The 23,981-nt window shown below is 62.0% G+C and carries 29 protein-coding genes; 11 read left to right on the forward strand and 18 right to left on the reverse strand.

All coding sequences use genetic code 11. From position 1 onward, the window contains the following. The first annotated feature begins 106 nt into the window (after positions 1-106). Positions 107-721 carry a hypothetical protein gene (locus AB7813_RS10885; protein WP_439064468.1) on the forward strand — a complete coding sequence of 205 codons (615 nt, stop codon included), beginning with the start codon at positions 107-109 and terminating at the stop codon, positions 719-721. A 29-nt stretch (positions 722-750) separates the two neighbouring features. Here the strand turns inward: AB7813_RS10885 and AB7813_RS10890 are convergent, their stop codons facing one another. From AB7813_RS10890 to AB7813_RS10905, 4 genes are all read right to left on the reverse strand, one after another. Continuing rightward, positions 751-1,590, reverse strand: coding sequence for a hypothetical protein (locus tag AB7813_RS10890; protein WP_439083087.1), 840 nt, complete (start codon positions 1,588-1,590; stop codon positions 751-753). 102 nt (positions 1,591-1,692) lie between these two features. Continuing rightward, complete coding sequence (locus AB7813_RS10895; RefSeq protein WP_439064471.1) at positions 1,693-1,998, reverse strand: DUF6321 domain-containing protein; 306 nt, start codon at positions 1,996-1,998, stop codon at positions 1,693-1,695. Then, positions 1,995-2,162 carry a hypothetical protein gene (locus AB7813_RS10900; protein WP_439064472.1) on the reverse strand — a complete coding sequence of 56 codons (168 nt, stop codon included), beginning with the start codon at positions 2,160-2,162 and terminating at the stop codon, positions 1,995-1,997. Before AB7813_RS10900 ends, AB7813_RS10895 begins: the two co-directional genes overlap by 4 nt. Before the next feature lie 31 nt (positions 2,163-2,193). Beyond that, positions 2,194-2,934, reverse strand: coding sequence for a TetR/AcrR family transcriptional regulator (locus tag AB7813_RS10905; protein WP_441228088.1), 741 nt, complete (start codon positions 2,932-2,934; stop codon positions 2,194-2,196). A 103-nt stretch (positions 2,935-3,037) separates the two neighbouring features. Here AB7813_RS10905 and AB7813_RS10910 point away from each other — a divergent pair, with 103 nt between their 5' ends. Continuing rightward, a complete protein-coding gene (locus AB7813_RS10910; RefSeq protein ID WP_441228089.1) occupies positions 3,038-4,441 on the forward strand; it encodes a carotenoid oxygenase family protein in 1,404 nt (467 codons plus the stop codon). A 33-nt stretch (positions 4,442-4,474) separates the two neighbouring features. On the opposite strand, the gene AB7813_RS10915 is transcribed toward AB7813_RS10910, so the two are convergent. Then, positions 4,475-4,669, reverse strand: coding sequence for a hypothetical protein (locus AB7813_RS10915; protein WP_439059311.1), 195 nt, complete (start codon positions 4,667-4,669; stop codon positions 4,475-4,477). Here AB7813_RS10915 and AB7813_RS10920 point away from each other — a divergent pair. The 3 genes from AB7813_RS10920 to AB7813_RS10930 all read left to right on the forward strand — a co-directional run bounded on the left by AB7813_RS10920 (position 4,668) and on the right by AB7813_RS10930 (position 6,286). Continuing rightward, entirely contained in the window at positions 4,668-4,991 is a 324-nt protein-coding gene (locus tag AB7813_RS10920; protein WP_115029860.1) for a hypothetical protein, read from the forward strand. The genes AB7813_RS10915 and AB7813_RS10920 overlap by 2 nt on opposite strands. A gap of 90 nt (positions 4,992-5,081) precedes the next feature. Beyond that, the gene (locus AB7813_RS10925; RefSeq protein ID WP_439083084.1) at positions 5,082-5,657 is read left to right on the forward strand and encodes a hypothetical protein; all 576 of its coding nucleotides are present in this window, start codon (positions 5,082-5,084) and stop codon (positions 5,655-5,657) included. Between the two features lie 56 nt (positions 5,658-5,713). After that, positions 5,714-6,286, forward strand: a complete 573-nt coding sequence (locus tag AB7813_RS10930) for an inner membrane-spanning protein YciB (RefSeq protein ID WP_439059315.1) — start codon at positions 5,714-5,716, stop codon at positions 6,284-6,286. On the opposite strand, the gene AB7813_RS10935 is transcribed toward AB7813_RS10930, so the two are convergent. Then, complete coding sequence (locus AB7813_RS10935; RefSeq protein ID WP_439059317.1) at positions 6,283-6,984, reverse strand: Ig-like domain-containing protein; 702 nt, start codon at positions 6,982-6,984, stop codon at positions 6,283-6,285. The two genes, AB7813_RS10930 and AB7813_RS10935, sit on opposite strands and share 4 nt — an antisense overlap. Positions 6,985-7,383: 399 nt before the next feature. On the opposite strand from AB7813_RS10935, the gene AB7813_RS10940 reads away from it, so the two are divergent. Then, entirely contained in the window at positions 7,384-8,373 is a 990-nt protein-coding gene (locus AB7813_RS10940; RefSeq protein WP_439059319.1) for an SH3 domain-containing protein, read from the forward strand. 1 nt (position 8,374) lies between these two features. Here AB7813_RS10940 and AB7813_RS10945 read toward each other — a convergent pair whose 3' ends face one another. Next, positions 8,375-9,049, reverse strand: coding sequence for a DUF429 domain-containing protein (locus tag AB7813_RS10945; protein ID WP_439083082.1), 675 nt, complete (start codon positions 9,047-9,049; stop codon positions 8,375-8,377). Positions 9,050-9,164: 115 nt separating this feature from the next. Further along, entirely contained in the window at positions 9,165-10,817 is a 1,653-nt protein-coding gene (locus AB7813_RS10950; protein WP_439064480.1) for a fumarate hydratase, read from the reverse strand. A 200-nt stretch (positions 10,818-11,017) separates the two neighbouring features. On the opposite strand from AB7813_RS10950, the gene AB7813_RS10955 reads away from it, so the two are divergent. The 3 genes from AB7813_RS10955 to AB7813_RS10965 all read left to right on the forward strand — a co-directional run bounded on the left by AB7813_RS10955 (position 11,018) and on the right by AB7813_RS10965 (position 12,598). Beyond that, positions 11,018-11,491 carry a hypothetical protein gene (locus AB7813_RS10955; RefSeq protein ID WP_439064481.1) on the forward strand — a complete coding sequence of 158 codons (474 nt, stop codon included), beginning with the start codon at positions 11,018-11,020 and terminating at the stop codon, positions 11,489-11,491. Between the two features lie 157 nt (positions 11,492-11,648). Next, positions 11,649-11,819, forward strand: a complete 171-nt coding sequence (locus AB7813_RS10960) for a hypothetical protein (RefSeq protein ID WP_170849544.1) — start codon at positions 11,649-11,651, stop codon at positions 11,817-11,819. 104 nt (positions 11,820-11,923) lie between these two features. After that, positions 11,924-12,598 carry a methyltransferase family protein gene (locus tag AB7813_RS10965; RefSeq protein ID WP_441228090.1) on the forward strand — a complete coding sequence of 225 codons (675 nt, stop codon included), beginning with the start codon at positions 11,924-11,926 and terminating at the stop codon, positions 12,596-12,598. Between the two features lie 24 nt (positions 12,599-12,622). Here AB7813_RS10965 and AB7813_RS10970 read toward each other — a convergent pair whose 3' ends face one another. From AB7813_RS10970 to flgB, 10 genes are all read right to left on the reverse strand, one after another. Next, positions 12,623-13,330, reverse strand: a complete 708-nt coding sequence (locus tag AB7813_RS10970; protein ID WP_439083081.1) for a glutathione S-transferase — start codon at positions 13,328-13,330, stop codon at positions 12,623-12,625. A gap of 182 nt (positions 13,331-13,512) precedes the next feature. Further along, positions 13,513-14,181 (reverse strand): lectin, encoded by a 669-nt coding sequence (locus AB7813_RS10975; protein ID WP_439084212.1) that lies wholly within the window; start codon positions 14,179-14,181, stop codon positions 13,513-13,515. A gap of 211 nt (positions 14,182-14,392) precedes the next feature. Further along, positions 14,393-15,430 carry a Tim44 domain-containing protein gene (locus AB7813_RS10980; RefSeq protein ID WP_439084211.1) on the reverse strand — a complete coding sequence of 346 codons (1,038 nt, stop codon included), beginning with the start codon at positions 15,428-15,430 and terminating at the stop codon, positions 14,393-14,395. A 215-nt stretch (positions 15,431-15,645) separates the two neighbouring features. Then, positions 15,646-18,219, reverse strand: coding sequence for a cell cycle histidine kinase CckA (gene cckA, locus AB7813_RS10985; protein ID WP_093756614.1), 2,574 nt, complete (start codon positions 18,217-18,219; stop codon positions 15,646-15,648). Positions 18,220-18,391: 172 nt separating this feature from the next. Continuing rightward, positions 18,392-19,465, reverse strand: a complete 1,074-nt coding sequence (gene flhB / locus AB7813_RS10990) for a flagellar biosynthesis protein FlhB (RefSeq protein ID WP_315843059.1) — start codon at positions 19,463-19,465, stop codon at positions 18,392-18,394. A gap of 10 nt (positions 19,466-19,475) precedes the next feature. After that, positions 19,476-20,246, reverse strand: coding sequence for a flagellar biosynthetic protein FliR (fliR, locus tag AB7813_RS10995; RefSeq protein ID WP_068735671.1), 771 nt, complete (start codon positions 20,244-20,246; stop codon positions 19,476-19,478). 13 nt (positions 20,247-20,259) lie between these two features. Further along, positions 20,260-20,523, reverse strand: coding sequence for a flagellar biosynthesis protein FliQ (fliQ, locus tag AB7813_RS11000; RefSeq protein ID WP_068735669.1), 264 nt, complete (start codon positions 20,521-20,523; stop codon positions 20,260-20,262). A gap of 42 nt (positions 20,524-20,565) precedes the next feature. Continuing rightward, a complete protein-coding gene (gene fliE, locus AB7813_RS11005; RefSeq protein ID WP_439083079.1) occupies positions 20,566-20,892 on the reverse strand; it encodes a flagellar hook-basal body complex protein FliE in 327 nt (108 codons plus the stop codon). Positions 20,893-20,908: 16 nt separating this feature from the next. After that, complete coding sequence (gene flgC, locus AB7813_RS11010) at positions 20,909-21,334, reverse strand: flagellar basal body rod protein FlgC (protein ID WP_089265171.1); 426 nt, start codon at positions 21,332-21,334, stop codon at positions 20,909-20,911. A gap of 29 nt (positions 21,335-21,363) precedes the next feature. Then, positions 21,364-21,777 carry a flagellar basal body rod protein FlgB gene (flgB, locus tag AB7813_RS11015; RefSeq protein WP_093756616.1) on the reverse strand — a complete coding sequence of 138 codons (414 nt, stop codon included), beginning with the start codon at positions 21,775-21,777 and terminating at the stop codon, positions 21,364-21,366. Between the two features lie 375 nt (positions 21,778-22,152). Between flgB and AB7813_RS11020 the strand changes: the two genes are divergently transcribed. Together AB7813_RS11020 and fliP are read left to right on the forward strand one after the other, a co-directional pair. Then, entirely contained in the window at positions 22,153-23,223 is a 1,071-nt protein-coding gene (locus AB7813_RS11020; RefSeq protein ID WP_439083078.1) for a flagellar biosynthetic protein FliO, read from the forward strand. Further along, the gene (fliP, locus tag AB7813_RS11025; RefSeq protein ID WP_439064487.1) at positions 23,220-23,972 is read left to right on the forward strand and encodes a flagellar type III secretion system pore protein FliP; all 753 of its coding nucleotides are present in this window, start codon (positions 23,220-23,222) and stop codon (positions 23,970-23,972) included. Before AB7813_RS11020 ends, fliP begins: the two co-directional genes overlap by 4 nt. Positions 23,973-23,981: the final 9 nt, after the last annotated feature.

Consider the following 23,981-nt stretch of genomic DNA (forward strand, 5'->3'; position numbering starts at 1 on the left):
CCAAGCTGTCTAGCGCGATTCAACCAGCCCTGTCAGCCGCTTCCGTTGAACCTTCCCCAGCTTGTGAGCGTCAAAGCAGCACCTTTCCCGTGCTGGATGCCCTTGAATGCCCCGCCTGCCCGCCCTCGCCGCCGCCCTAACGATCCTGCTTGGCGCCACGTCGCTCGCCGCAGCCGACAATATCGGCAGCCTCTACAGCTCCGTGGCCGACAGGGATTGCCGCGGCGTCTCCAACTTCAAGATCGATGGCGACGACTATGCGCGAGAACAGGTCTGCAAGGGCCCCGCAGGCCTCGTCGTGTTCAAGAACGAAGATGATCTCCGCGAAACCATTTCGGCCGGCACCACGGCTGCGGCCGCCAACAGCGAGCCCGCAGCGTCGCAGGGCTTCGGCCCGTTCAATTCGACGACCAATACCATCGAATGGCGCACCATCGCCGGCAAACCATTCGCCATGATCCAGCGCTGGCACATCGCCGATAACGATGATCCCGAGAAAAATGGCCGGCCAAAATCCAAGCAGATGCTGGTGGTGACGCGGCTGCCGCCGGGCGCCGTCTGTCACGTCGCCTATATCGACGTGACGGCCAATCCGCAGGCCAACGAGCTGGCCCGCAAGGCGGCCGACGAACTTGCCCGCGGCTTCGATTGCAACACGGGCAAGGTCAGCGTGATCGGCACCGACGGCCGCGCCACGGCACTGGCGATGGCATCGCGCTAAGCACTACTGGGGACGCCTCTTTTTCTGTTCTATGAGTTAGGCGCCGGTTTCAATAATGAAAGAGCATGTTGGATATCTTTGAGGGTATGCACCCTGCTAGCGTCGCCATGGAACGTGAGCTCAAGTTGAGTAATCTTCCCAACAGCTGCCTCGATCGCACCCAAATAGGAAGACGCCTTACTTCCTCGTAACGCAATTAAAATCGATACCAATGCGTGATACTGTAAGAACGGTTTTTCAGAACCGACTCTTTCGGCCAGCCAATCCAGCAGATCATAATCGGATTCGACCTGCAGTGCTGCAATGACCATTAGGCGCTTGCCCGGCGACGACGAATTGGAGAATTCGTATCGCGCTGGAAAGAATGCCTGGCCTATAGTGCGCATTTTCGAAACGACAACTTCCATCGCACGCGTTCGATTGTCTCCGGGCAACATTGAGTCCCGTACTCGCTGGTACTCTGCGGCAAGCTTCTCCGCCTGCTCCTTGATCAGTGATATATTGCTATCTGACGCTAGGCTCTTAACAACCATGGCACGGCTTAGCTCGCCTGCTGAAGGCGCGGAACTCATTCCGGAATTCTGTTGGGCTTCTTTGGCCGACTGCTCAATTTGTTTATTAATTCTGCGCGAGATCTCGGCCCCGAAGAGCTTCACACTATCCACATCACCAATGAAGTTGGTCAGCTGCCGGCGAAACAGAAATACGCAAGTGACCGCAGCGCTGGGCCAAGCAACCGCTGTCACGAATTCCGTTGCGCCTTTCAAGTAATCGAGAAATGCAGGCTGATGTGATGACGCTGCGTTATAGCTGGCGGATCGCACCAAATCGGCCAGCTTGGCAATAACTTCGGGAGAGGCGTCTAACATGGGTCGATATCCTAGCGCCGCAACAATCAACTTTAAGTTGATTGCCACGACGCTACATTAGCAGCCCTACAGTATCAATGGTCCAAGGAGCCAACTTCAAGATCAATCGCGGGCACTAATATGCCGATAGCGCTCCAACAGCCGCTCGCCCTTCGCCGTGATCTTCCGCGCAGCCGCGATCGTCTTCGGCACCTGCTCGCCCCAGGCATGAGCGGACAGCGCGCGCCGTGTCGGCGCGCCATGGGCATCGGCGAGCGGCGGCAACTTGGCGCGGCCATAGAAGCGCACGGCCCAACTGCCCTTGCGGCGCATGTCGACGGGCGTCATCTCCGACGCCTTCTTCATCACGCCGGGCTTGAGATGCGAACCATCCTTGTTCGCAAAAGCCTTACGGCCGGCTGCGGTCAAACCACCCTTGGGGTCTTTCTCGGCAACCTTGCGCGCTTTTTGGTGGCCTTCTTTTTCGCTGTTTTCTTCTTGGCAGTCTTTTTAGTTGTTTTTTTCTTGGCGATTTTCTTCACCGCCTTTTTGGCTGATTTCTTCGTCGTCTTCTTTGTTGCTGACTTCGCCATGCGCAACAACGCCGCACGGCAAAGAGTTTCGCTACTTCGGCGCCTCCATGGCCCTGGCGACGGTGATCTTCAGCATCTCGACGAACAGCTTCTCTGCGTCGGTGCCATCGGGTAAGCGGCGCAGGATGTCAGTGAGGCGGCCATCGAGGGTCAGCATGGTGAAACCATGCACCAGCGACCATGTCCGCGCGATCTGTGCGGCCTGCTCGATGGTCAGCGCATCGGTCGCGACATTGCCCGGATGATGTGCACCGACCACGCTGGCAAGACCGGCGAAGGATGCATTGGCTGCCTCGCGCAGATTCGGCCGCGTCATGTCGAGCCGCTCGGTACGAAACATCAGCTGATACATACCGGGCTGCGCACGTGCATAAGCGAGATAGGCCTTGGCGCGGGCGAGCGCGCTTTCGAGCGGCGTCGTGCCGCTCGCACCAGCCGCAGTCATTGTGGCGTTGAAGTTGCGAAAACCGACGGCGGCGAGTTCGCTGACGAGGCCGGTGAGATCACCGAAGTGATGCGTCGGAGCCGCATGCGAGACGCCGGCTTCGCGGGCGACGGCGCGCAGCGTCAGGCCAGATAGTCCATCGCGCTCCAGCACGATTTCCGCGGCTTTCAGCAGCGCGCCGTGCAAGTCCCCGTGATGATAGGGAGATTCGGCGCCGGCGGTTTTTTTAGCCGCGCCCTTGGCTTGCGAAATTCCTGCGACCTTCTTGCGGCGGTCTTGCGGAACGGCGCGCGGTTTCGCGGTCTTGGCCTGCTTCGTCATGGTCATGTTATAGGTCGTCATTTTTACACTGTAAAGATTTTGCTTGACGGGCCGACCGCTCACATCTAGCAATCTAGACAACGTAAAGATAACAGCATGGGAGACAACGATGGCGCTGCTGGACCCGATCGAGGCTGCTCATGACAATCTTGCGCCGATCCCGATGGAGTGTGACGCGCCATTCCTGACAGTCGTCGGCGAATTGCCACGTGAGCTCAACGGCACGCTCTACCGCAACGGCCCCAATCCTCAATTCGAAACCAAAGGCTCGCACTGGTTTGTCGGTGACGGCATGCTGCATGCCTTTCACATAGAGAACGGCCGCGCGAGCTATCGCAATCGCTGGATCCACACGCCGAAATTTCTCGCCGAGCACGATGCCGGCCGCGCGCTCTATCGCGGCTTCAGCCAGAAAATGCCGGATGCCCCCGCTTCGCTTGGCAATGACTCAGGCGCGGCCAATACCAACATCGTCTTTCACGCCGGCCGCCTGCTCGCGCTGGAGGAAGGCCATGCGCCAACCGAGATCGAACCGGGCACGCTGAAGACGCTCGGCTATCAGAACTATGGCGGACGCATTGGCGGGCCGTTCACCGCGCATCCGAAGATCGATCCCGTTACCGGAGAGATGATTTTCTTCGGCTATAATGCCCGGGGAATCTTCAGTCCGACGATCTCGTTCGGCGCGATCGATTCATCGGGCATCGTGACGCGCTTCGAACGTTTCGACGCACCTTATGCCAGCATGGTGCATGACTTCATCGTCACCGAGAACCACCTACTGTTTCCGATCCTGCCCATTGCTGGCAGCATGGAGCGCGCCCGGTCTGGCCGCCCGCCCTATGCGTGGGAGCCGGACAAGGGCTCTTATGTCGGCGTGATGAAGCGCGGCGGCAGTGCGGATGATATCAAGTGGTTTCGCGCCGAAGCCTGCTACGTCTTCCATGTGATGAATGCGTGGGAGGAAGGCGACCGCATCATCGCCGACGTCATGCAGTCCGAGGAAGCGCCGCTGTTCACGCATCCCGACGGCTCGCCGACAGATCCTGCGAAATCCAACGCGCGACTTTGTCGCTGGACCTTCGATCTGTCAGCCAATACCGATCGTTTCACCCGCACCTATCTCGACGACGTCACCGGCGAATTCCCGCGCATCGACGAGCGCCGCTCCGGCCTCCTCAGCACGCAAGGCTGGTACGCCTGCGATAATCCGGCACCGGGCGCCAGCAGCGCCTTTTCCGGGATCACACATGTCTGGCGCGACGGCGTCAGGCTCGGCCAGTATATGCTGCCGCTCGGCGACAGCATCTCCGAGCCCGTCTTCGTCGCGCGCGGAAAGGATGCAGCCGAAGGCGATGGCTGGCTGCTCGCCGTGGTGTGGCGCGCGCGGCAGAACCGCAGCGATCTGGCAGTGTTCAATGCCACCGATGTCGCCGCGGGACCGATCGCTCTCGTCCAGCTCGGTCACCGGGTACCGGCGGGCTTTCACGGTAACTGGGTCGATTCCTTATAAACTATTGATTCAATGACAGTTAAAGATCTCGGCTCACATAATTTTGACAGTGTAAAGATTTTTGTTGACGAGTCCGCGGGCAAGACCTAAAAGAAATCTTGACAACGTAAAGATAGAGCGACGGGAAAACAGCATGGCGTCCTTTCTCATGATCGGCACGGCTGCCACCGCCTCCTGAAGCACAACGACAAAAGTACTCATTCGACAACAAGCGCGGAACCACGCCATGATCAACGTCCTCGCCAAGCTGGCCATCGGCTTCCTTTCCACCATCGCCTTTTTCACGACCTTTGCGGTCGCAGGAGACGTGCTGATCGCGACTGCCGTCGCCATCGCAAGCGCTGCTACGCAGTTCGTTCTCGCACGAACCGCATATCGCAGGCCGGACATGATGACCCGGACAGCAAGCTGGGGCAGCTTGGCCCTCGTGCTGGTTGTGACCGGGACCACACTCGTCGGTATCGAACCATCCGGCGCGGCCGCCTCGGCCTCTCATGACGTTTTCACGCCGGTCGGCAATGTCTGCCCGCTCTCACAACAAGACATATGATCGCAGGATAATGAGCAGCGACGCGACGACCTCGTAAGCGAGCCTGCAACTCACCTTCACAACGTCAAGATAGCCCGAACTGGAAACGCCATGGCTTCCTTTCTCATCATCGCCCCGTTCGGTGCTTTCGCCATACTGATGATGGTGTCATCGGTCGCGATCAGCCTCTTCGCCGCAGCCGCGCTGTCGCTCGGCATCGTGGTCTGGGACGTGATCCGCGGCGGCTCGCTGAAGATGCTCGCAGCAGGCTCGGTGCTGATCTTCAGCGCGCTCGGCTGCTACATCACGCTGGTCGACGGCAATTGGAGCACGGTGGCCGTCCGCCTCGCCGTCGATGTCGGCCTGCTCTCAATCGTGCTGCTGTCGCTGGCGATCCGCCTGCCCTTCACGCTGCAATATGCCCGCGAGATGGTCGACGCCGAAACCTTGAAGCTGCCCGGCTTCATGAAGGCGAACTACATCCTCACCTGGGCCTGGGCCGGCGCATTTGTGCTGATGCTGGTGGCGGATATGTTGATCATTTACATGCCCTCGCTGCCGCTATGGATCGGCTTTGCGGTGGCTTTTGCCGCTCGCAACTCTGCCGTTGCCTTCACCAAATGGTACCCACAGTATCGTCGCGCGAAATATGGTGCAGTGAAACCGGCTGAACCGCTGAAGCCCTGATCCACTTCGCCTGCAAATCGACGCCTGACCATCTCGACTGCATTGGGAGCACTGCGATGAAGGACGTATTCGCCAAACTTGGCCAGGATTTCTTCTCCACCATCGTCTTCCTGGTGCTCTACCTCGTCACCGGTGACGTCCTGCTGGCAACCTGCGTGGCGATTGCGGGTGCCGTCGCACAGTTCGTCTATGCCCGCGTCAAGGGCTCGAGGCTCGACGTAATGACCTATGCCAGTCTCGCGCTGGTTGTCGTCCTCGGCGGCGCGACGCTGCTGACCAAGGATCCGCGCTTCGTGCTGGCCAAGCCCAGCATTGGACATTTCGCCATCGGCGCGATCATGCTGCGCAAGGGCTGGATGCTGCGCTACCTGCCACCCATCGTCAGCGAGACGATCCCTGAATATGTGACCGTTGCGGGCTATGCCTGGGCTGCGCTGATGTTCGCGCTTGGCGCCGGTGTCGTCGCTGTGGCCATGACCGGCGATATGAAACTGTGGGCGTTCTATGTGTCGGTCGTGGCCATTGGCGCCAAGGTGCTGGCCTTCGCGATCCAGTATGTCGTGTTCCGGGTGATCGTCGGCCGCAAGCTTCGCGCAGCTGCAGCGACGGCGCCGCAGATGGGCGCCTAGTCGCTCGTACGCAACAGCGAGCTTCGCAAACGGGCTACTCCGACATCCACCGTCAGCGGCGGCGATGCCGCGGGCGCATGAACCGTGTCGCCCTCATATTCAGCCGTGATCCAGCGCGTGCCATCCGCCAGCGCCGAGGTGGTGAACGACGCCGTGCCGGCGCGATCGAGGCCGACATGGGTCGCAAGAACCTGCTCGCCATCGCGAAAGGTGACGGCACCTTTCGGAATGCCAACACCGCCGGCAATCGCGGCCGTCAACGTGACCACCGCTCCAGACGGACAAGGATTCTCGGACGACGACAGCGCCACCGCCGGCGTGACGCGTATGGTTTCCTCCACCACCGCGGATTGGCTCGGCTGCACCACGACAGGCAGATAGTTGGACGTCCCCATATAATCCGCACGGAAGCGATGCGGACCCGGCGGCAGTCGCTGGACCACCAGCGACGGATGGGCCACATCGACCCAGCCAAGCACCATGAGCGTCGTCTCATCGACAAAGCGGACGATGCCGCCCGGGACGCCCCCACCGCGTTCACTGGTCACGGACGCCGTCAGTGTCGTGCGACCGGTCGCATCGATAGATGCCACCAAAGTGGTCCGGGTCAGTTCGGAGTGAATGATGGATTGGGCGCGGGCCGCGGCCGGACTTGCGAGCATAACTGCAGTGACGACGACCAGATGAAAATTGTTCACCTGTTACACTCCGGTTTGCCACCCCTGGGATGAGGCGCGTGGCCGGCGAAAAGGTTCAAACACAAAAACCGGATGCGGAGAGGCCGCATGCCGATGTGAACAATTCGTCACAGATACTGATAAAACATGATCCCGTTGACCGCGCTGGCCGCGGCCAACAACGTCACCACCGTCACATTCAGCTTCAGAGCATCCAACATGGCGCGGCCTCAAATTCGTCTGCAGTCTGATCGCTATTGGAACAGCGCCGCCTGAGTCGTCACCGCTTTTCTTTTTCCTCCGCATCCTTGCGAGTCACCGGAGAATCGAGTCCCGCGCACGGACCGAAATTCAGCGGGGTCGCTGCAAGCCTGAGTCGCGTTTTGTCGAACCAAATCGCTGGTGCCGCGACACAAAACCATGACCCGAATCGCCATCCTGATCGCCGGCCTCATCACCTCCGGCACCGCCTTTGCGCAACCCGTGACGCCGCCGCCGGAGCTGCTATCGCAGGAGACACCGGAGTGGTTTGCGAGCGCCCGTGCCTTCGTGCCGCCGGACCGCGTGGCCGGTCAGGCGTTTCATGTCGACATGTCCGATCCGCAGGCGCCGGTCGGATATGTCGCGATCTATCCAGCCGGTGCCAACGATCCGAAGACAGCGGCAAGCGCATTCGATGCCGGCGAGATGCTGGTGGCGAAGCTGGCACGCAGTGACGGCAAGCTGACCGCCCTGTCAGCCGAGCTGCGCTCGCGTGACGTCACGCTGAACAGCAACATCCCGCGTGTACTGAGCGCTGCGCATGACGATGCGGAATATCGCCAACTCCACGCCGAATTGCTGAAGGCGCGCGGCACGCTGCCGGATGGCGCCATTCCCTGCGATATCCATGGCTGGTCGACCGACCGCGACCCCAACGGATTGAATGTGCGCGCCGGGCCATCGACGAAAGCCAAGGTGCTCGGCACTCTGCCGCCGCCCTACAAATTCAAGAGCAAAGGTGAGAACGTGCCTGACGGAGGCTGGCTGACGGAATTTTCCATCATCGGCTTCAAGGATGGCTGGTTCCTGATCGAAGGCGCAACGCCGCCCGGCAAGGAATATGAGGACGAGAGCGTCTATCCGCGCAACCATCCGAAGCCTTACAGCGGCCGTGGCTGGGTCGCGGCCAGCAAGGTCGGCGCGCAATATGCCAATGGCGACACGCGGATGGGCGGACTGTTCCAGGCGCCGCATGTGGACGCGCAATGGACACCGGCCAAAGGCGAAGGTGGCAGCGAGATCAGCGCCGACGGCGGCCCCAAGCGCGTTCTCGCTTGCAGCGGCTTCTGGGCGCTGGTGGAAAGCCACGACGGCGTGCGCGGCTGGTGGCGACGGCTATGCTCGAGCCAGGTGACGAATTGCAGTTGAGCTAGAACCAGATTTGCTGTGGCATGCCCAGCGCATCGCGCGGTACATTGCCTTCCGGAAAACAGCCCACGCAATCGCGCGCCGCCAGCGCCACCGCGCACGCATCGAGCACGTCGTCCCGCTGTGCGCCGGTGCGCGTGCGCTTGCCGGTCAGCCAGTCGTCGAGATCGCTGAAGCCGTTCACCATCAGCAGATGACGACGCAGCGCGAGCCCCTCCTCCGCATGTTTGGACGGCAGCGGCACATCGCCATTCAGACGGAGAAAGACAAGTTCAGGATGCGCTTCGCGGATATCGAGATCACGGTGCTCCAGCACGAAGCCATCGACCTCCATGATCTTCGGTCCGAGATGCCAGAGCTGGCGCGAGACTTTCTTCTGCCCGCGCCTCTCGGCCTCCGCGTTGGCGAGGTCGGGATCGGTGAAGTCCTGCCACAGCCAGCGACGTCCGCCGGAGAATACGCGCGAACCGTGGGGGCTGAGCTTCTTGCGCGCCAGCTGATCGCAGCACCGCACACCGTCATCGCCGAGGCCGATGGGAATATCGATGGCCGCACGGGCAAAGCGCTGCGTCGCAAGCCAGGAGATATCGCTGATAAAATCGATGGAGCGCCGGTCGCCGTCGAGTGTGACGGCGACCCAGCCTTTGCCGAAGCCATCGAGGCCAATGAAGGTCACGACATCCTCTCAGCCGTCATTGCGAGGAGCATCTTGCGACGAAGCAATCCAGTCTTCGCTTGTAGCTTTCTGGATTGCTTCGCTGCGCTCGCCATGACGCCAAGAGGTCGCAGCATCAACCGAGGTTCAATTCCTTGAAGAAGTCGTTGCCCTTGTCATCGATAATGATGAAGGCCGGGAAATCCACGACGTCGATGCGCCAGATCGCTTCCATGCCGAGTTCGGGATACTCGACCACCTCGACTTTCTTGATGCAGTGTTCGGCGAGGTTTGCCGCCGAGCCGCCGATCGAGCCGAGATAGAAGCCGCCATGCTTCTTGCAGGCCTCGCGCACCGCAACGGCGCGATTGCCCTTGGCAACCATCACCATCGAACCGCCCGCCGCCTGGAACTGGTCGACGAAGCTATCCATGCGGCCGGCCGTGGTCGGGCCGAACGCGCCGGAGGCATAGCCTTCGGGCGTCTTGGCGGGACCGGCGTAATAGACCGGGTGGTTCTTGAAGTAGTCCGGCAGTGGCTCGCCCTTCTCTAGCCGGTCGCGCAGCTTGGCATGCGCCGAGTCGCGCGCGACGATCATGGTGCCGGTCAGCGACAGGCGGGTCTTGGTCGGATAGTTCGACAGCGTCGCGAGAATGTCCTTCATCGGCTGGTTGAGATCTATCTTCACAACCTCGCCGCCGAGCGCCTGCTCGACCTGCGGCAGATACTGTGCGGGGTTATGCTCGAGCTCTTCGAGATAGACGCCGTCCTTGGTGATCTTGCCGAGCACCTGACGATCCGCGGAGCACGACACGCCGAGGCCGATCGGCAGCGACGCGCCATGACGCGGCAGGCGGATGACGCGGACGTCATGACAGAAATACTTGCCGCCGAACTGCGCGCCGACGCCGGACGACTGCGTCATCTTGAGGATTTCCTGCTCCATCTCCAGATCGCGGAACGCATTGCCGTCCGACGAACCTTGCGTGGGCAGCGCATCGAGGTAACGCGCGGAAGCGAGCTTCACCGTCTTCATGCACAGCTCGGCCGAGGTGCCACCGATGACGATGGCGAGGTGGTAGGGCGGGCACGCGGCGGTGCCCAGCGTCATGATTTTTTCCTTCAGGAAGGCCAGCAGGCGATCCTTCGTCAGAACGGATGGCGTCGCCTGGAACAGAAAACTCTTGTTGGCGGAGCCGCCGCCCTTGGCCATGAACATGAACTTGTAGGCGTCGTCGCCCTCGGCATAGATCTCGCACTGCGCCGGCATGTTGTTGGCGGTGTTCTTCTCTTCATACATGGTCAGCGGCGCGACCTGCGAATAGCGCAGGTTGCGGCGCAGATAGGCGTCGCGGGCGCCTTCCGAGAGTGCCGCCTCATCGTCGCCATCGGTGATGACGTTACAGCCCTTCTTGCCCATGATGATCGCGGTGCCGGTGTCCTGGCACATCGGCAGCACGCCGCCTGCGGCGATGTTCGCATTCTTGAGGAAGTCGAAGGCCACGAACTTGTCATTCGGGCTGGCTTCGCTGTCGTCCAGGATGTTGCGCAGCTGCTGCAGATGGCCGGGGCGCAGATAGTGGTTGATGTCGCCGAACGCGGCCTCCGAGAGCGCCTTCAGCGCATCCCGCGACACCACCAGCATGTCCCTGCCCAGTACCTTCTCGACCCGCACGCCCTCGGTGGTGACCTTCTTGTAGGGGGTGGTGTCCGCGCCCAGCGGAAACAGCGGGGTGTGCTTGTAGGGCGGGACGGGCTTCGGATCAGGGAAAGCGGTGGGAGCGTTCATGGATGGGGCCTCAAAAAGGGAGGGGATTTGAGGCCCTTGTAGGCGGTTTCCGGACAGTTTTGAAGGGTTCAAAACAGGGGGACAGGCCCGCAATCGCGGGGATAATCCCCCGTTCCAGCAGTAACCGGCTGCGCCCGCCGCGCCTTGCATAAAGTGGCGTCCCGCGTTTCAGTGCGGCCGGGGATTGAGGAGAATCTGGAATGTCCATCGACCGCCTGCGCGGCATTTTTTCGGCTGTGGCGCTGCTCGCCACCGTAACCCTTGCCGCTTCGCCTGCCCGCGCCGACCGCTGCGATGATCTCGCGCGGCAGCTCAAGAGCCAGATCGACGGGCTCAGCGTCGGGCGCACCGCAGCCAATGTGATCTACCTGTCGCATCCGGCGGCCAAACAATTGCGGCTTGGCTGCGCCAGTCGCAATTTCAGCAACGAGCTCTATGCGGCCTCCGCGACCCGCAAGCCGGCGCCGGCTTTCACGGATCTCGTCGCCAGTGCGGCAGCCGTCATCTTCACGATCCCCAAATCGGATACGGTGAAGGGCACCACGCGATGTCTCGGCCGCATGGGGATTTTCCGCGGCGATGACGTCAAGCTCCGCTATCGCCGGCTCGACCTGCGCTGCACCCGCAACAAAACATCGGCGAACATCACGATCTCCCGCGGCAAGGACGAATGAGTATTTCGTTTCAATTGTAGTGAAGTCCTGGACGGCGCGTTTACCACCGTTTCCGATCCGCCCCGATTGCTGCAAATTGCAGCGCCTGATTTACCAACTCCTTGTTGGCGCACACCCCATTGTCCGACTGCAAGAGTTGTGAAACAGGGAATTTGTAATGAGCGTTTCAAGCGTGAGCAGCGCACCACCGGTCGCAGAGGTAAAGCCGATCGAGGCAAAGCCGCCGGAGCCGAAGAAGAACGACGACAACGACAGCCGCACCGCGCCGCCCCCACCGCGCGCAGCACTGCCGCCCGGCCAGGGCACCCGGATCGATCAGCTCGCTTAACTCAGCACCGTCGGACAGAGACCAGCCGCCGGTCGCGTTGACGCGAGGCCTGCCCCATCACTGCCGCGAATCTGGTATCGGATGCGGGCCGAAGGAGGCCCGACATGATCGCTCGCCTCGTGATACGTACGCTGGTCTGGTTCGGCGTGATCGGCGCCGTTTTGTTCACCGCCGCCGGGACCTGGCAATGGCCGGCGGCGTGGTCATTTCTGCTCTTCATGATCCTGCTCGGCCTTGGCGGCGGCCTATGGCTGATCCAGATCGATCCCGCACTGTTTGAAGAACGCATGCGCCCCATGGTACAGCAGGGGCAGCCCACAGCGGACAGCGTCTTCATGGTGGCGTTCTTTACCGTAGCACTGGTCTGGCTGATCGTTGCGGGGCTGGATCAGCGCTTCGGTCTTTCGCAAATGACCGTTGGCGTCCAGGTCGCGGGTACGGCACTCGCACTCACGGGAATGGCAATCTCATTCTGGGTACTGCGCGAAAACAGTTTCGCCGCACCGGTCATCAAGCTTCAACGCGACCGCGGCCAGCACGTCATCGATACCGGTCCGTATCATCTCGTGCGTCATCCCATGTATAGCGGCGCTATCCTGTTTTTCCTCGGCACATCCCTCTGGCTTGGCTCGTGGTGGAGTGCCGCGCTGACGCTGATCCTGGCCGTGCTGCTCGCATGGCGCACGACGGCCGAAGAGCGTACGTTGAGGGACGGTCTCCCCGGTTACACCGACTATACGACGCGCGTCCGCTATCGTCTGTGTCCGGGGCTCTGGTAACCTCGCCACGCGAGCTGCACGGCGCTATTTGTCCAGCGCCTTGTAGTGCCGGAAGATGCCGTCCTTGTTGAAGGCAATGCGGCGGTCGCTGTCGAGATAGGCCTTGATGTTCGGGCGAGCCGCCACGCGGTCATGCAAATCGATCAGGCACGGAATCTCCCGCTCGAATTTTTTCATGCGTTTCGGAAATGCGTAGCGCAGTCCTTCAACGATCTGGAACAGTGACAGGTCGACATAGGTCGCCTTGCGGCCGGTGACATAGGCGCCGTCGCTGGCTTTTAATATCCGCTCGAAATAGCCGAGATATTTCGGCACGCGCTCTTTCAGGAATTCAGCGCTGCGCTTTTTGGCCGGGCCTTTCTGATCCTCGTAATAGAGCGATACGCCGATCGGGTGATGGGTGTCATGCACCTCGGCGACGAAATCGGTGATGGTCAGTTGCAGCTCATGCAGTTGCAGGCGCGCCGCTTCCGACTTCGGCGCCAGACCGTGACGTGGGCCGAGATAGAACAAGATGTTGGCAGTCTGGCCGATCACCATATTGCCCGCCTTGAGGAATGGCGGTGCAAATGGCGGAATGCCTTTCTTGCCGTCGAGCATCCTCGTCATTGCGGCCATGCCGCCCTTGCCACGCGCCATATCGCGGTAGTCCGCGCCGGCATCTTCGAGCGCCAGGCGCACGAATTCGCCGCGGCCCTGGATCGTCGGCCAGTAATACAGCTCATATCGCATGCGGAACCTCGCCAAATGTCGCGTCAGGGGTGCCAGGGTAACTGCTCACCGCGGAATTCGTTCGCCGCGCTGGTCCGGCGAGAACTCCGCACCGTCGTCCAGCTACCGCCGCAAAACGCGCCACGGCCGGGACAGGCCCGGCCATGGCGGAGTGTGTTGCTGCTCGTCTATCGCAATAGAACTCAATTCGACGCGAAGCAGTACAACAGCCCGTCACCGCCGGTGCTCTTCAGGTCGTTCTGCGAGCAGCCGCCATCAGGGCCGCGCGATGGATGCGACGTGTTCCATGACTTCGCCGGCGGCTCTTCGTTCAACCCCGTACGATCGATATGGCCGACCATGGCCGCCCCCTGCGTGCTGCTCGTCCAGTTCTTGCAGGTGCGATCTTCACCAGCGGCAAAGGCTGTGCCGTCGGCCTGCGAGCCGGTCAGCACGTCATGGCGATTCGGCGTATCGCCGCGGCCATTGATGACCTCGCCCTTCTCGCTGAGCGAGGTCTGCTTGGAGAGGTTGTTGCTGGCGCCATGCAGATCGGCGACATCCTTGGCGACGACGACGCCCTTGGCATTCTTCCACGGCCCGTTGCCGATGCGATCTTTCGCATTGATCGCGGGCTTGCCATCGGCGGCCTGCGTCGAGAGATAAGCGCGCCATGTCTTGGCGCCCGCGCCTGCAGCCTGTGCCAGCGTCTGGCAGTGATTGTCAGCACCGGCGAGGCCACCGAGATTGCCGCCATTGCCGATGCCGTTGCTGGTGACGAAGAAGCTGGTATCCGCGCCCTGCGCGAATGATGGCGACGTTACTGCGAGCGAGACGGCGACCGCACCGGCGCATAGGCCGAGACGGGTCATGGTCGAGAGAATAATGGGCATCGATTCCTCCAATTTGTTTTTGTAGCCACACAACGCCAGTCGCGATGGGACGCAACTGACCAACACGTCATCCGGCGGATTATTCCCGCTCTCTTATTGAGATCATCGCTTGGCAATGCACACGCATGAGGCCAACAAAAAGCGCCGCGGAATGATCCGCGGCGCTTGTCCGATTTCGATGACGCAAAGCTTACGCCTGCTGAATCGCCGACAGTTCCCAATCGGCGCCGCGCGGGCGCACGAAGGTCCAGATCTCGGTCGCTTCGATCGGCGTTTCACTACCAGCCACCAAGCGATTAGTGCCGCGCTCCAGCGTCTTGTCGACCAGCGAGAAGCGCATTGCGACGCTCGCATAGTCGGTGTCGCCTTCGCGCCAGGCTTCCGCCAGGTCGCCCTGCAGCAGCTTCACATCCGACACCTTGTTGATGTCGTTGCGGGCCTTGTTCTCGGCGAGGTCCTTGGCGAAGTACGACACCATTTCCGGCGTCGACAGCTTGCCGAGCTTCTCGACATCTTCGTTAGACCAAGCGGCCTGCACGTCGCTGAGCAGCTTCTCGAAAGCTTCGTAATCCTGCGGCACGATCTCGATCGGCTTGTCATTGTTCGAGCCGCCGAAACCGAAGCCACCGAGACCACTGCGCTGGGTCGGCTGTGCGCCATAACCCTGCTGCGCCTGGTTCATGTGTGCCTGGTTCTGGTCGGGACCATTGGCCGGGCCGGTATAGGCCGAGCTGGCCGGACCGGCATAGGCCGACGCCGTCTGGTTGCGACGCTGCCACCAGGACATTGCGAGGCGGACGACGATGATGATCAGGCCGACCTGCAGCAGCAGGCCGATGATCGAGGAGATGCCGCCGAGGCCGCTGAACAAGCCACCGCCGAACAGCATGCCGAGCAGGCCTGCACCGAGGAAGCCGGCAGCAAGGCCGCCGAGCATGCCCATGCCCGGACGGTTGAAGAAACCGCCCTTGCTGGCTGCGCCCGTGGTCGCGCTGTTCATGCCGGGCGAACCCGGCTGCTGCATGGTGCGGTTGAACGGCTGAGCCGCGTTAGGCGCCGTCGACGTGCTCGGCGGGGCCGAGAACGTGCGGTTGCCGCGCGAGCCCGAGCTGCTGCCACCGCCAACGCGGGCGTCGGCAGAGGAGATTGCAATTGTGAGCGGCATCGCCAGCGAAAGGACGACGGCCATCGCCTTGACGACGCCGCGCATGCTGAACGTGAAAGTCATGGTCATTCCCTCAATCCCCGGCAGGGGGAAAACACCCCTAACATGGCTACCCCAGCCTAAAAGGGAAGCACCGTTCGAGGGTAAACGCTGCGGCCCTCGGTCGCGGCTCGTCATTGAACCTTTGGCGCAAGAGTCATCTTGCTTTCAAACACTTATGCTGCATTGCGGGGTGAATGCGCATTAGAAGGCAGGATGGTATTGCCAGCGGCGCTCCGTTAATTCGGTGCCATGGTTTCCTTGACCTTGGCGATCAGCGCGCTCAGGGCGAACGGCTTGGCCAGGAAGGCGAATTGCTGGTTTTCCGGCAGGCTCTTTTCGAAGGCTTCCTCGGCGTAACCTGACACGAAGATGATGCGAATATCCGCATTGCGGGCGCGCATCTCCTTCAGCAGCGTCGGTCCATCCATCTCCGGCATCACCACGTCGGAGACCACGAGATCGATGGCGCCGTTCTGCTCGTCGAACAGCTCCATCGCTTCGACGCCGTTGCCGGCTTCGACCACCGTGTAACCGCGCGAGCGCAGACCGCGGGCGTTCAGCGCGCGCAGGCCCTCTTCGTCCTCGACGAGTAGGATGGTGCCCTGCCCGGTCAGATCCGCACGTGGCTTGGCGTCGGCAGCGGCTTCCTTGGCGGCGACGGCGGCTGCGATCGCCGGATCGGGAGCGACTTCCTTTTCCTGATGATGGCGCGGCAGGAAGATGCGGAACGTGGTGCCTTTGCCGGGCTCGGAATCGACATAGACGAAACCACCAGTCTGCTTGACGATGCCGTAGACCGTAGAGAGGCCGAGGCCGGTGCCCTTGCCGACATCCTTGGTGGAGAAGAACGGTTCGAAGATCTTCTCGACGATGTCGGCGGGAATGCCGGTGCCGGTATCGCTGACATCGATACGCACATAGTCCGATGGCGGCATACCCTTATAGGACAGTCGCCCGGCTTCCTCGGCCGAGACGTTGACGGTGCGCACAGTCAACGCGCCGCCGTCCGGCATCGCGTCGCGCGCATTGACCGCGAGGTTCACGATCACCTGCTCGAATTGCGAGATGTCGACCTTCACCGGCCACAGATCGCGGCCGTGCACGACTTCGAGTTTGACCTTCTCGCCGATCAGGCGCTTCAGCAGCAGATCGATATCGGACAGCGCATCGCCAAGATTGAGCACCGTCGGGCGCAGCGTCTGGCGGCGCGAGAATGCGAGCAGCTGGCGCACCAGCGTCGCCGCGCGCGTCGCGTTCTGCTTGATCTGCATGATGTCCTGGAACGACGGATCGGTCGGCTTGTGCGCGTTCAGCAGGAAGTCGTTGGCCATCATGATGGCGGAGAGCACGTTGTTGAAATCGTGCGCGATGCCGCCGGCCAGCTGGCCGATGGTGTCCATCTTCTGCGCCTGGTTGACCTGGTTCTCGAGCGTGCGGCGCTCGGTGGTCTCCAGCATGTAGACGATGGCGGCTTCGGTCTCGCGCTCGTTCTCCTCCACGGCGGTGACGAAGAACTGTCCCCAGCGTTCCTTGGCGCCTTCCAGCAGCGCTTCCACCGGCGGGATATCGCCCTGCCCCTGGGCGGCGTGGCCGATGGCCGCGACGAGCTGATTGCGGTCGCGGTCGCTGACGGCGGCCAGGATCGATTTGTTGACGGCGCCCGATGTGTTGAGGCTCTGCGCCAGTTTGGCGAAACGGGCATTGCCGCGCACCACGGTGCCGTCGCGATCCACCGTCGCGATCGCCATCGGCGTATGGTCGAAGAAGCGCATGAAGCGCACTTCGGCGGCGCGCTGCGGATCCGAGCGCTCATCGCGGGCGCGGCTGATGACAAGGGTGCGCGATGCACCCGGCACCCCATCGGCGCCGAAAGCGAGCTTGTGATAGAGCCGCACCGGCATGGTCTTGCCGTTGCGCATGCGCAGGTCGATGTCGAAGACTTCGGTTTTGACCTCGCCGGGCATCGGCACAATCGACGTCAGCAACGAGGCGCCGTCGCCAGAGACGATATCAGTCAGCTTCAAACCGCCGGAGCCGATCTCCGCAAGATCGTGATCGAGCCAGTTCGCCAGTGTGGCGTTGACGTAAACCAGCTCGCCCTTTGGATTGACCGAGAAGAAGCCGCAAGGCGCGTGATCGAGATATTCGATGGCGTGCTGCAATTCCTGGAACACGTCTTCCTGGCGTTGCCGATCGCGGGAAATATCGGCCACCGACCACACCGTGGATTTGGCTTCGCGCTTACCCTCACCCAGTGGACGCACGCGCATGCGCAGCCAGCGGCCGTGGCTGCCGTCCGGCGCTGCGACACGGACTTCCTCCTGCTGACGCTTGCCCTCGCGGGCAGCCTTGAGCAGGCGGAAGACGGCTTCGGAGACGTCGGGATTGCCGATGAAGACGCGCTCGACCGGTCGCGCATCCTGCGCGGAGGCCGCACCGGTCAATGTGAGATAGGCAGCATTGGCATAGACCACATGGCCCCGCGCATCGGTGACCGCGATACCGTCAAAGGCGTGATCGGCCACGGTGCGCATGATCGGATCGTCGGAGGTGCGATCGGCAAAGCGGACAATACCGGCGGCAAAGGCGAACAACACGAACAGGCCGACCATCGCCAGCAGCGCCAGCAGGCCCAAAATATAAGGCTGCGCCTGGGCGCGGCCGAGCGTCATGAATGCCACGGCGCAGGCGATGATCGCGGCGGCAATCAGCAGCACCAGCACGATGCTGCCGCTGCGCCGGGCCGGCTCGTGCAGAACCGGATTCTGCGCCGTCATCGATTGGCGATCGTGGTCGGTCTCGGCAGTCATCGGACGGTTCGTCGCCTGTTGGCAGTTGCGGCAGCGCGGGTTTGCGCGCCTCCTGAGTGCATCAATCGGCTGGCCTTACGCAAGCGCCGCGTCGGCCTATTCGCTTCCAATCCGCCGATTCGCAACACGTTCCCGGCCCCTTGCCCGGCCCTTTGCCAGGCGCTTTCCCGAATCATGGCGTACGCCCGGACAGGCCACGCTTCAGGCCCATGACGTAGCCAATGACTTCGGCCACCGCATGGTAGTGTTCGCCCGGAATTTCCTCGTCGATCTCGACGGTGGCGTAAAGCGCGCGCGCCAGCGGCACGTTCTCGACGATCGGAATATCGTGCTTGCCGGCAACCTCCCTGATCTTCAGCGCGATGTTGTCGACGCCCTTGGCGACGCAGATCGGCGCGGTCATACCGCGCTCATAAGACAGCGCCACGGCGTAGTGCGTCGGGTTGGTGATGATCACCGACGCTTTCGGCACCGCTGCCATCATGCGCTTCTTCATGTTCTGCTGACGCAGCTGCTTGATCTTGCCCTTGATGTGGGGGTCGCCCTCGGACTGCTTGTATTCTTCCTTCACTTCCTGCAGCGACATCTTCAGCTTCTCGTACCAGGTGCGGTACTGGAAGAAGAAGTCGGCAATGGCGACGAAGGCGAGCATCGCCACCACCGAACCCATCAGCTGCAGTGTCAGCGATGTGGTGATGCCGAGGATCGCCGACGGATCGATATGGATCAGCGCATCCAGACGAAACCGCTCGGGCCACAGCACCGCGCACATCACGGCGCCGAGCAGGACGAGCTTGAACAGCCCCTTCAGGAAATTGGCCAGCGCCTGCTTGCCGAAGACGCGCTTGGCGCCTTCCATCGGCGACAGCTTGCTGAACTTGGGCACCAGCCCTTCGGTGGAGAACACGAGCCGGTGCTGGATCAGATTGCCCGCGAGCGCGGCGATCACGAGAAACAGGATCGGCATGCCCATGGTGGACAAGATGGACATGCAGAGGCTCTTGGCCAGCAGCAATAGTCCGGGCCCGTCCGTCCGTATCATCCAGGAATTTTGCAGAAGGTTTTTAAGCGGCGTTTGCAGGCCGCCGCCGACCGAGCCGTTGAAGGTCGACAAGACCAGCGTCGCGCCCGCCAGCAGGAACCAGGTATTGACCTCCTGGCTTTTGGCTACGTCACCGCGTTCGTGAGCATCGTCGAGCTTTTTTTGCGTGGGGTCATGTGTCTTCTCGGAATCGTCGTCGGCCATCCGCGCGCCCCTATATCCGCGGCATCATTTGTTGCATGACGCCGGTGACGTATTCGAGGTAGGTCCCCATCATGGTCGCGAGCACAACGGCGAAGATCAGGAATCCGATCATGATCGAAAGCGGTACACCGACGAAATAGACCTGCATCTGCGGCATCAGCCGTGCCAGCACGCCAAGCCCCATGTTGAAGACGAGGCCGAACACCAGGAAAGGCGCAGCAAGCTGCGTGCCGATCTTGAACGCCGCCGCGAAGGCATTGGTCGCGAGCTTCGCCACATCGCCCGTCGACATGATCTCGCCGGGCGCAAAAATCTTGTAGCTGTCGTTAATGGCGGCGATCACAAGGTGATGCGTATCGGTGGCGAACAGCATCGTGATGCCGAGCATCGTGAGAAAATTGCCGATCAGCACGCCCTGCTGACCCTGAGTCGGATCCACCGAGGTGACGAAGCCGAGACCGAGTTGCTGCGCGATGATTGATCCGGCGACCTGCAGCGCCGACAGCGTGACGCGCGCGGTGGCGCCGAGCACGACGCCGATGATGATCTCATGCACCAGCAGAACCAGCATCGGCACGATCGATCCCATATCGACGTTATAAGCGCCGCGATGCGCCGGCAGCATGAGAAGGGTCAGTCCCAATGCGATCGACAGCTTGGCCCGTGCTGGAATGTTGGTTTCGCCAAAGCCCGGCATCAACATCACCATCGTACCGATGCGGGCGAAGGCCAGCATGAAGGCAGCGGCGAGAGCGGGCAGAAGCGAGACATCGATGCGCATACGGGATTGTGCATCACCCCCCGATGATTCGCGACGATATCCGCAACATGTAGCTCGACAATGCGTCCCCCATGAACGGGAGCGTCAGCATCATGGTGGCAAAGACCGCGAGAATCTTCGGCACGAAGACCAGCGACTGTTCCTGGATCTGGGTCAGCGCCTGCACCAGCGACACGACGACACCAACCAGGAGGCCCACGACCATCAGCGGACCGGACACGATCACAATCGTCCAGATCGCATCACGGGCAACGTCGAGAGTTTCGGGGCCGGTCATTGCAGTAATCCTTGTGTTACGCGGTGTTCGTGATGAGGAGGATCAGATCGGCATCTTCATGATGTCTTCGTAGGACTGGATGACGCGATCGCGCACCGAGACCAGCGTCGACACGGCGACGTCGGTTTCCGCAACTGCCGTGACCACGTCCATCACATTGGCCTTGCCGTTGGCCATTGCGATGGTCTGCGCATCCGACTTGCGGCCGGAATCGAGCACGCTGCCCAGCGCGTCCTTGAGGACCGCGCCGAACGACTGACCACCACCGGCGTCCGCCGCCTTGTTGAGACCGCCACCGGCGCCGCCGCCGGCGTCCATGATGCGCGAGAGGGCCGAGTAAGCATTGGCGGCGACAGAGGGAGTTGCCATGGTTCAGCTGTCCTGTTCAGGCCTTGAGGATGTCGAGCGTGCGTTGGATCATCCGGCGCGTGGCGCTGATGATGTTGAGATTGGCTTCATAGGAGCGCTGCGCTTCCTTCATGTCCGTCATTTCCACCAGCGAGTTCACGTTGGGGTACTTGACGTTGCCGGCGGCATCCGCCGCGGGATTGCCGGGCTCGTAGCGCGTGGGAAACGCAGATTGATCCGGCCTGATGCGGCCCAGGCCGACGATGCGGGCATCGAGCGAGCGATCCAGCTCGGATTTGAAGGTCGGCACCTTGCGGCGATAGGGGTCTCCGCCCGAAGTCTGCGCTGTGGACTGCGCATTCGCGATGTTTTCCGAAATCACCCGCATGCGACCCGCCTGGGCGCGCAGACCAGAGGTCGCGATGCCCATGGAGCGCGAGAAGTCGCTGATATCGTCTGCCATGATGAGCTCCCTTTATGCGCGCGGCGGCGTCAGCGCTTGCCGATAGCGGTCTTCAACAGACCGAGGCTGCGGGTGTAGAGCGAGGTCGCGGCGGCATAGTCCATCTGATTGGCCGAGACCTTGAGCATTTCGTCTTCCAGATTGACGGCATTGCCGGCGGGCCGGGTCTCGTAACCGACCCGGCTGTTCTGGTTGAAAGAGGCCGAGCCTCCGGTCGGCAGGATGTTGGTGCCGGCGGCGCGCATCATTGGCAGCGAGCCCATACCGCCCGCGGTGACGGACGTGTTCCCGGCCTTGTCGAATTTCGGTTCCACGAGATCGCGGGGGCGGAAGTTCGGAGTGTCCGAATTCGAGATATTTTCGGCCAGCACACGCTGGCGCTCCTGATGCCACTGCATCTTGGTGCGCAGCGCCGACAACATCGGCATGTCGCTGATCGCCATCGGCCTTCTCCGCCCGCCCGGACGGAGTGTCCTGAGCTAGGCAGAATTTGCCGCCTGCATGGTTAATACGAAGTTAATTTCCGGCGGTACTTGTTACCGAACCGTAAATGAATGCTGCAAAATTGACGTTTTTCGCAAATGCCAACGCTTTTTTGCCTGAATTGGCCGATTAACCATCCCCATCGGCCATACGACGGGGCGGCAGAAGTCGTTTTGGCTGCAGCGATTCATAGTTTATTATTAACCAACGGCAGGTTCTGCCGTGGGGCGTTAACAGATGGGGCGTGATTCACGCTGCGTGCGGGGCGTGCGGGGGTATGACACCTCCGGCTCTGGACGTGGACGTTGCAGCCACCCTGTCTGGCTGGGGACTTTATGATGCAATCATCGGTGCAATTTATCTTGGCCTTCGTTGTCGTGCTGGCGCTGATCGGGCTTACCGCCTGGCTGGTGCGCCGATTCGCCGGCAACCGGCTGGGCAACAACACCAGCCGCGGGCGCTTGCCGCGGCTCGCGGTGATCGACGCCGCCGCCGTGGACGGCCGCCGCCGTCTGGTGCTGGTCCGCCGCGACAATGTCGAACATTTGCTGATGATCGGCGGCCCGTCGGACATCGTCGTCGAGCCCAATATCGTCCGCGCCATACCCGGCCGTGAGCAGGCCCCCCAGCGCGGCGGCCTCGCCGCCGATGTGGCAAGCCGCGGCCCGTCGCTGCCTGAAGCTCCGAGCTGGGCAGAGAGCAACGACTCCGGCTTCGATTCCGAACCGCATGTGCCGGAGCCGGCGCCGCGCCCCGCGCGCCCCTCCTTTATCGAAGAGCCACGCCGCCCGGCCGCGCCTTTGCCGGAGCGTCGACCCGATCCGGTCGCCAGCCTCGCGCCGGAACCTGCGCCGCGCCCCGAACCGGCGCCACGCAACGACCTTTTCCCGCAGCGGCCGATTCCGCGAAGTGAAATGCCACGTAGCGAGCCGATGATGCCGCGCCCGATGCGTGCCGATCCGCCGATCCGCACCATGCCGCAACCCCGCACGCCGGACCGTCCCGTCGCAGCAGCGCCGACCCCGCCTGCTCCGGTTGTTGCTGCCCCGGCTCCCGCCCCGGTCGTTGCGCCGCCCGTACCGACGCAAGCCCCTACGCCTCCTGCTCCGGCAGTCGCCGTGTCGTCTGCCGATCAGAACCTTGCCGATATGGCGCAGCGCCTCGAAGCAGCCTTGCGCCGTCCTGCCGGCGAAACCCGTCAGGATGCGCCTGAGCCCCGGGTCGGCGCTCCGTCGGTGGCGCCTGAGGCACCATCGATCCGTCCGGCTTCGCGGTCGCCGGAAGTCTCGATCGCCAGCCCTGCCCGTGCGGAGGCGCCGCCCGTCGTCCCGCCGGTCAAATCGGGTTTTGAAAATCTCGAAGACGAGATGGCCTCCCTGCTGGGACGGCCAAAGTCCAGTTCGTGAGTTCGGCGAACCTCCCGCGTAGAGTATTTTTCCTTTCTGTTCTAATCGCCGCCGGGACCTTCGCAGGTCCCGCGATGGCGCAGGACATCAGCATCAATCTCGGCGGCGGTGGCGGCGGCGTCACCGAACGTGCGGTGCAGATGATTGCGTTGTTGACGGTGCTGTCGATCGCACCGTCGATCCTGATCATGATGACGTCATTCACACGCATCGTGGTCGTGCTGTCGCTGCTGCGCACCGCATTGGGTACAGCGACGGCTCCGCCGAACTCGGTGATCATCGCGCTGGCGATGTTCCTTACGGCTTTCGTGATGGGACCGGTGCTGCAACGTTCCTATGACGACGGTATCAAGCCGCTGATCTCCAACGACATCACCGTCGAACAAGCTTTGGTGCGTGCATCCATTCCGCTGCGCGGCTTCATGCAGAAGAACGTGCGCGAGAAGGATCTCAAGCTGTTCATGGACTTGTCGGGCGAGCCAGTTCCAGCGACGCCTGACGACCTGTCGCTCCGCATCCTTGTGCCGGCCTTCATGATCTCCGAGCTGAAGCGCGCTTTCGAGATCGGCTTCCTGCTGTTCCTGCCCTTCCTGATCATCGATCTCGTGGTCGCCTCGGTCTTGATGGCGATGGGCATGATGATGCTGCCACCGGCGGTGGTGTCACTGCCGTTCAAGCTGATCTTCTTCGTGCTGGTGGATGGCTGGTCGCTGGTGGCCGGCAGCCTGGTACAGAGTTACGGGCAGTAGCGAAGCTCG

Source organism: Tardiphaga sp. 20_F10_N6_6 (genome assembly GCF_052076045.1).
Lineage (GTDB): Bacteria > Pseudomonadota > Alphaproteobacteria > Rhizobiales > Xanthobacteraceae > Tardiphaga > Tardiphaga robiniae.